The sequence below is a fragment of the Paenibacillus sp. DMB5 genome (genome assembly GCF_001517085.1).
In the GTDB taxonomy this organism is placed as follows: Bacteria; Bacillota; Bacilli; order Paenibacillales; family Paenibacillaceae; genus Paenibacillus_AQ.
The window spans coordinates 44,829-52,977 of record NZ_LRAC01000016.1; the positions used below are offsets into that span (position 1 = coordinate 44,829).

Annotated in this window: 7 protein-coding genes; all 7 read left to right on the forward strand. The window is 53.5% G+C overall.

Translation table 11 applies throughout. The features are described from left to right. The first annotated feature begins 93 nt into the window (after nucleotides 1-93). Nucleotides 94-2,391, forward strand: coding sequence for a helix-turn-helix domain-containing protein (locus AWJ19_RS04010; protein ID WP_068721766.1), 2,298 nt, complete (start codon nucleotides 94-96; stop codon nucleotides 2,389-2,391). A gap of 375 nt (nucleotides 2,392-2,766) precedes the next feature. Beyond that, nucleotides 2,767-3,699 (forward strand): ABC transporter permease subunit, encoded by a 933-nt coding sequence (locus tag AWJ19_RS04015; protein ID WP_241781592.1) that lies wholly within the window; start codon nucleotides 2,767-2,769, stop codon nucleotides 3,697-3,699. A 15-nt stretch (nucleotides 3,700-3,714) separates the two neighbouring features. Continuing rightward, nucleotides 3,715-4,620, forward strand: a complete 906-nt coding sequence (locus AWJ19_RS04020; RefSeq protein WP_068721768.1) for a carbohydrate ABC transporter permease — start codon at nucleotides 3,715-3,717, stop codon at nucleotides 4,618-4,620. Nucleotides 4,621-4,721: 101 nt separating this feature from the next. Beyond that, nucleotides 4,722-6,389, forward strand: coding sequence for an extracellular solute-binding protein (locus tag AWJ19_RS04025; protein WP_068721770.1), 1,668 nt, complete (start codon nucleotides 4,722-4,724; stop codon nucleotides 6,387-6,389). 38 nt (nucleotides 6,390-6,427) lie between these two features. After that, nucleotides 6,428-7,312, forward strand: coding sequence for an SGNH/GDSL hydrolase family protein (locus tag AWJ19_RS04030; RefSeq protein WP_068721772.1), 885 nt, complete (start codon nucleotides 6,428-6,430; stop codon nucleotides 7,310-7,312). Continuing rightward, nucleotides 7,309-7,566: a hypothetical protein gene (locus tag AWJ19_RS04035; protein ID WP_068721774.1), complete on the forward strand. Its 258-nt coding sequence runs from the start codon at nucleotides 7,309-7,311 to the stop codon at nucleotides 7,564-7,566. The genes AWJ19_RS04030 and AWJ19_RS04035 overlap by 4 nt, the downstream gene beginning before the upstream one ends. 332 nt (nucleotides 7,567-7,898) lie before the next feature. Next, nucleotides 7,899-8,149 (forward strand): helix-turn-helix domain-containing protein (locus AWJ19_RS04040; protein WP_198536463.1); only part of this gene is annotated, 251 nt, incomplete at its 3' end.

Below are 8,149 nucleotides of genomic sequence, written 5' to 3' on the forward strand. Positions count from 1 at the left end.
TCAGGGCAGCGCCTGACAAGGGACTTGACTGCCGGGCAAATTGTTTTAAGCTTATATAATGATAGCGCTATCAATCGGGAGGGGAATGAATCCATGCTCAAGTACTCCAAGATATTCCGCAGATTTCTGATCTCTTATATGGTGATTCTGATCATTCCCGGCATTGGCGGTTATATGTCTTACCGTACCTCCATTTCCGTAACGGAATCCATCTCCATTGAGAACAGCGTAATCCAGCTGCAGAAGAGCCAGGAGCTGCTGGAGCGCCGGATGGCTGAAGTGGAGGGGCTGACCCGGCAGCTGGCAATCAACCCGGAGCTGAATGTGCTGCTGAATGAAAGAAGCGGGGAAAAGAACGTCTACGGGATCTGGAGAACGATGCGCAATGTGCTCACCTTCGGACAGACCAATGATTTTCTGCAGGATTATTATATTTATCTCGCCAACTATGACCTGGTGCTGACCTCAGGCTCTTCCTACCGTCCGGAGCATTATTATGAGATCTATCATTATAATGAGCTGCCGCTTGAAAAGTGGCGGACGGAGGTGCTCCAGCAAACACACCGCAGCGAAATCAGGCCGCTTAGCGCCTTTGTCGGCAAGGGTGTACAGACCTCGGTTATTACCTATATGCAGTCGCTGCCGCTCGACAGCTTCAACGATTCATCTCCTGCCGTAGTGGTTGTAATGATTGACGAAAAAATTATTGCCAGCCTCCTCTCCGGCCTGACCGAACGCTACGGGGGCTGGGTCCATATCAGCGATGCGCAGGGCAGAACGATTGTGCTGCAGGGGCAGGATGAACCCTATATGGAGGATCTGCACGCCGACGCTTCGTTCGATCCCGGGAAGGTCAGCCAGTTCTACCGGAACGATCTGGTCATTACGACCGCTTCGGATACGAACGGCTGGGTGTACCAGGCCGGAATTCCCCGCAGCAGCCTGATGGAGGACGCCAACAGGATCAAGTATACGTCCTGGCTGATCACCGGAGGTACACTGTTCCTCGGCCTGCTGGCCGGTCTGGTGCTGGCTTACCGCAACAGTGCTCCGATCAACCGGCTGATCAGCGTGATGAAGGAGCAGTTCGGCAAGGAGGAAACGGCAGAACAGAGCGAATTCGATTTCCTGAGCGGAAATATCGCCGATATGATTTCCAAGAACAGGCTGCTGGAAAGCGAGCTTACACGCCAGCTTCCGCTGGTGCGGGACGCTTTTGTCAAGCGGCTGATTGCCGGGGAATTCGAGTCGCGGGAAGAAATCGTCTCTGCAGCCGCCCAGGCCGATATCGGGCTTGATCAGGGAGCCGGATATGCCGGAGTTATCCTGATCAGCGGATATAACGGGATGGACAGTGTGGAAATTCTGAATGAGCTGAACGCGGCCAGGCTGCTGGTGAAGCAGGCGTTTATATCCATGGCCGGAAGCCTGCCGGTAACGGACCTGGGCTCGGATAAAATCGTCGTCCTGTTCTTTGCGCAGACAGGGGAGGAAGGGCCTGCACCGGAGCAGGAAGCCCGTATTACTGGCATTATGGAGAATCTGGCCCAGTTCGTCCTGAAGGAATACCGGATCTCGATCCAGTCCGGCTTCGGGGGTTATTTCCCTTCGGCTATGGAGGTCAGCGGCTCATTCGAGCAGGCTAAGCAGGCGCTGGAGTATGCGGTCTATACGAACAATAAAGGGGTTCTCTGGGTGCATGAAGCACAGCTTGAGAGCAGCAGCACTTATTATTATCCGCTCGATACCGAGCAGCGGCTGATCAGTACACTGCGGGCCGGAGAGCTGGCGGAGGCGGTGCGGATTCTCGATGGGGCCTTTGAGCAGAACCTGGGCGGACGGGAGCTGTCCGTCGAGATGAAGCACCAGCTGATCGGGGAGATCAAGGGAACCTTTCTCAAGCTGCTGGATCAGAAGGCTTTTATGGAATCCCCTGTCTTCGAGGGGGCCAGACGGCGGATCATTGACATCAGCTCCGCGGAGCCGCCGGACATGATCAGAGCCGAGTTCCAGACGGTTATGGAGGAGCTGTGCGGTTACATTGCCAATAAGAAAAAAGCGGCCCACACCCAGATCGTCCAGCAGATGTATCAGTACACCGAGGAAATGTACGCCGATTCCGAGCTGACCCTCTACCGGGTGGCAGAGCATGTGGAGCGGCCGGAAAAATACATCTCCCAGCTGTTCAAGGAGGTGACCGGGGTCAATTACTCCGATCATCTGGTGAAGGTAAGAATGGACCGTGCAGCGGTTCTGCTCAGGGACAGCCGTTATACTGTCGATGAAATAGCCGCTCTGGTCGGCTACAACAGCTCACATTCCTTCCGCAGAGCGTTCAAGCGCTTAACTGGAATCTCACCGAGTACGTACCGGCAATCGGGTGCTGAATAGAGGCCGGCTCCGGTCAGGCTTGAATATGGATTACCGCTTACGGCTGCATCATCCGGCAGGGAGGGTGCAGCCGTTCTATTTTGCTGCAATAATATGAATCCGCTTACAAAATGCTGGGATAGAGGCCGTACCAGGAAGTACTGCCCCCTGCAAACAGGGTGAAATGTACGCAAAATACGGAAGTGTACCTGTTCAGGGACGGTGGTTATCCACTATGATCAACTCGTGTAGAAAGCGCTATCACACAAAAGTCACAAAACAAAGCCTATGCTTCCGAAGAGAGTTTTGTACGAAGCTATCCTCTGAAGTATACGCTAACAAAACTTTTAGGGGGAGATCAACCTGCAAAAAGACATAGCCCTGCGCAGCCGGACAGTGCCCCGCAGCAACGGCCGGGCCAGACTGCAGGCTGCCGGGAAAAAGATATTAAAGCACTGGCAGCTGCATCTGCTGGTCATTCCGCCGCTGCTGTTCTTTCTTATTTTCAAGTATTATCCGATGGCGAACGCCGTCCTGGCCTTCAAGGACTACAACGTTATAAAGGGAATCTGGGGCAGCCCTTGGGTCGGGCTCAAGCATTTCCGGCTGTTTTTTGAAAATCCGATGTTCTGGACGCTGGTCAAAAATACGCTGCTGCTCAGCGGCTACCTGCTGCTGGCCGGGTTCCCGATCCCGATTCTGCTGGCCCTGATGATCAACGAAATCCGCGGCGGCCGGTTCAAGCGGTTCGTCCAGCTGGTCTCGTTCGCGCCTTATTTTATATCCACAGTTGTTATGGTGTCGATTATTATGCTGTTCCTTGCACCGCGTCTGGGCTTTGCCAATATTGCGCTCAATTTTTTCGGGCTGGAATCGGTGAATTTCCTGGGCGAACCCGGGATGTTCCGCTCGATTTATGTGTGGTCCGATATCTGGCAGACGGCCGGCTACAGTGCAGTAATCTATCTGGCGGCACTTGCGGGCATCGATCCGACGCTCTACGAGGCAGCTAAGGTGGACGGTGCTTCACGGTTTCAAAAAATCCGTCACGTGGACCTGCCCGGCATTGTGCCGACGATTGTCATTATTCTGATTCTGAATGTGGGCAATGTGATGGCGATCGGCTTTGAAAAGGTCTATCTGCTGCAAAATCCGCTCAATATCGTCAACTCGGAGATCATTGCCACGTACGTCTACGGGATCGGCCTGCTGAATGCCAACTACAGCTTCGCCACCGCAGTCGGCCTGTTTAATTCACTGATTAATCTGGTGCTGCTGGTTACCGTCAACGGGCTTGCCAAGCGGATCACCAGTAACAGTATCTGGTAGGAGAGGAGTTTCTGTATGACAGCTTCGTCCGCAGCTTCCCGTAAAATCAGAGAGTCCGCCGGTGACCGGATCTTTCTGGCCGCAGTGTACACGGTGCTTATCCTGGTGGTAATCGCTGTACTGTATCCGCTTATCTTTATTATCAGCAGCTCGATCAGCTCTCCGGCAGCCGTCACCTCAGGCAAGGTCTGGCTCTGGCCGGTCGATATTTCCTTCAAGGGCTTCAGGGTGCTGTTCAATACGCCCGAGATTATCAGTGGGTACGGCAATTCTATTTTTTATACGGCGGCCGGTACGCTGATCAGTGTGATCCTGACGATTATGATCGCTTATCCGCTGTCGCGCAGAACTTTTTTTGGACGCAATGCGTTAATGATGATAATTACCTTCACCATGATCTTCAGCGGCGGGCTGATTCCCACCTATATGGTGGTGAAAGAGATGCATCTGATCGATACCCGCTGGGCGCTGCTCATTCCGAATGCCATCTGGGTCTGGCAGGTGATCATTGCCCGTTCCTTTTTCCAGGCCTCGATTCCTGAGGAGCTGCTTGAAGCCAGCGAGATTGACGGGTGCAGTGATATGCGGTTTATTCTCAGTGTGGTGCTGCCCCTGTCGAAGCCGATACTTGCTGTGCTGGTGCTAATGTATGCGGTAGGGCAATGGAACGCCTATTTCGATGCCCTGATCTACCTGAAATCGGCCAATCTGTTCCCGCTGCAGCTGGTGCTGCGCAGTATTATCATCCAGAACAACAGTGCCGGGAACATGGATGCAATAGCGATGGTGGAGCGGCAGCAGATGGCGGAGTTACTCAAATATGCGCTGATCGTCGTCGCCACTTTGCCTGTGCTGGTCATTTATCCTTTTGTACAGCGGTATTTCGTACAGGGAATGCTGGTCGGCTCAGTCAAGGGCTAAAGGCAACATGCCTGCGGCAAGGGGGTGAGGCCTTTCTTTTTAAGTACAGCAGCACTTTAAAATTTCGCCTTGTCCAACAATAAAAAGGGAGTTGATCGGCTTTGAGAAAAAGTCTGTTAAGTTTCGTAATGCTGGCTACCGTATTCGCAGCGGTGCTCAGCGGCTGTTCGGGCAATAACAATACAGACAGCCCGTCCGCTACAGCATCCGGCAGCACTAATACCGGGAGCGCTTCACAGCCTGTAGAGGTCAGCGTGTTCGCCGTCCAGGAATCAGGTATTGACATCCCGACAAATAAATTCACCGCACACGTTGAAGACAAATTCAATATCAAGTTTGACTGGCAGATCAATCCGTCCGACGGCGCCAAGGAGAAACGCCAGATTTCCCTGGCCAGCGGCGATTATCCCGATGCCTATCTGCTGACTGCCTACATTGACGAGTTCTCCCAGGGCGATGTGCTGAAATACGGGCAGCAGGGTGTGCTGATTCCGCTGAATGACCTGATTGAGCAGTATGCGCCCAACATCAAAACGGCAATGGAGAAGACACCGGCAATGAAGTCGCTGATTACAGCGCCTGACGGCAACATTTACGGGCTCGGAGCATATGCCGAATGCTTCCACTGCTCCTACCCGAACAAAATGTGGATCAATACGGAATGGCTGAAGAAGCTGAATCTGGAGGAGCCGAAGACAACGGAGGAATTCAAGCAGATGCTGGAGGCCTTCAAAACACAGGATCCGAACGGCAACGGCAAGGCCGATGAAGTGCCGCTGAGCGGATCAACCGAAGATTTCGGCGTACGCATTATCCCTTATCTTATGAACAGCTTCGTCTATGACGATGACCGCAATTACCTCAATTTGACGGACGGCAAGGTGGAGTCCGCAGCGATTAAGCCGGAGTGGAAGGAAGGTCTGGCTTACATCAAATCGTTGTACGATGCCGGCCTGATTGATCCGGGAGCCTTTACCCAGAATGCGGAGGCCTTCAAAAAAATCGGTGAAAATGCCGAGGCCGAGATCCTCGGCGCAGGCGCAGGCATGCATCCGGCAATCTTCGTTAACATCGATGCGGGCAATACCCGTTCGGCGCATTACAATCCGCTGGCTCCGCTCACCGGACCGCAGGGCATCTCCTATGCAACACATGATGCCGGCGGCGTATCACCGGGCGCCAAGTTCGTCATTACCAACAAAGCCAGCAAAGAGGCGCAGGTCGCCCTGATCAAGATGGTCGATTACATGTTCACTCCGGAGGGGCAGACCAATGCTGCCAGCGGTATGAAGGGGATTGACTGGACAGATCCGGCTGAGGGAGATGTGGCACTCGGCAAGGATGTGAAGCCTGTAATCAAGGCGATACCGGTAGCTGAGGGCGAAGCCCCGCGCAATGCGGGCTGGAGCGGTATGGGGCATTTCTATATGCCTAAGGAGTACCGCGACACCTGGGTTCAGGGAACGGATATTTATGCATCGAACGGATACGAACGCAGACTTTATGATGCGACCCTGCTTTACGAAGGCCATGAGCCTAAGGAGCTGTTCCCGATCTGGGCGATCTGGATTGATCCTTCAGAGATTGATGAAGCCAGCATGCTGCAGACGAATCTGAAAAATTACATCGAGCAGAATGAGCTGCAGTTTATTACCGGCAACAAGGACCTGAATAAGGACTGGGATGCTTATGTCAAAGGCCTGAAGGATCTGAAGCTGGACCGGTACCTGGAAATTCTGCAAAAGGCCTATGATGCTTCAGCCAAATGAAAATAAAGCCTGTACTGCCAGCAAACGGAGGTGAGAAGATGAGTCACCGGAGCAGCGGCGGCAATGGAATCATTGCCCCGCGCCGGGGGCTGCCCGGCATGCGGAGGAAGCTTGCCGGCAGTTCCTCGCTTACCGTTGCCTTTCTGGGCGGCTCCATTACGGAAGGGGCAGGCGCTTCAGAGCCTGAAACAGCGAGCTGGCGGGCGTTGACCGGCGTGTACTTGCAGTCGGTGTATGAAGGCCGCCAGCTGCGCTGCATCAATGCCGGAGTCGGCGGCACCGATTCCTCGTTCGGGGCCCACCGGCTGGCGGAGCATGTGTTTCACGAAGGGGAGCCTGACCTGCTGTTCGTTGAGTTCAGCGTGAATGACGGGGACGGCCGGGAAGAATCGGTGCGTGGCATGGAAGGGATTGTCCGGCAGTGCCGGCGGCTGAATCCGGACATGGACCTGGTCTTCATCTATACAGCGGCTGACAAAAACCTGACCGGCTATAAGCCTTTCAACATCGCGGTGCATGAAGAGGTGGCCGGCTATTATGGCATCCCGTCGGTCGACTGTGCAGCGGGGGTATATGCGATGATCCAGGCCGGACAGCTGGACTGGAAGCAGTGCGCTCCTGACGGCTATCATCCGCTGGATGAAGGACATGCGCTATATGCAGCTTTTGTGAGGAGGTATCTGGAACAGGCACTGCTGGGAGACTGTTCTCCTGGTGAGCCGGCGGCGGAAAATCTTCTGCCGCCTGTTCCGCTCGACCGCTGCAATTATGAATACGGTGCAATGCTTGATTGCAGCTTTGCCTCGTATTCCCTGGACTTTCGTGTAGGGCAGCTTCCGCCCGGTGAGCCGCTGATGAACTGGCGGTTCTCAACCGTGCATGCCTGGACAGATAATCCTGCTGCGGCTTCAGCTTTGAGGTGACCGGACAGCGTGCGGGGATTGTCCTGCTGTGCGGGCCGGATTCCGGCAGCTTTGAGTATTCGCTTAACGGCGGAGTATTTACGGAGGTTAATCTGTTTGATGAATGGTGCCCGGGTGCTTACCGTCCGGTGCCGTTCATGTTTCCGGTGCAGGCGGAGCGCGCCTTAATGCGGATTACGATCCGTAATACGGGGCGCCGGGACAGCCGCAGCACCGGCACGGGCCTGCGGGTGCTGAAGCTGCTGTACAGCTGAGGCGGCAGCTGCGGTTACGGCTGCTTGATGTCTAATGTATAAAGGGATGCCGGGCTCTGCCCGGATGAGACGCGGCAGGTTGTAATCTGCCTATTCTATGCGCCTCAGAAATCTAGTTGGATTTTTGCAACTTAGTTTTATTATTTTTCATTGATAAGACCATTTAGGTGAAAAACGCCACTTATTTCAGCTCAAAGATGGCTAATGGTGCGAAATGCATGAATCTAAGTGACGTTTTTCCAACTATATAGAACGCATTTAATAAACTAACATAATTTTCTCGTCGCCAAATCGGGTAATACCTAGTAAATAAACTCGAGGCGGCGATGAAAATGAGTAACAAAGAGATTGAGCAATTGAATACAGCGATGAAACAAACTTCAGATAAACGACTTTACGAAAGATATTTAGCGGTTCGCCTTCGCCTCGAAGGCCATACTTTTGAGGACATAGGTGAGCTACTTAGTCGTGCACGTCAAACGATCAGTATTTATTGGCAAGCCTATCAGACCCAAGGACTCACAGGTTTAGAAATGGATCATTCTCCTGGGCAACCAACAAAACTTACGGAAGAACAACGTTA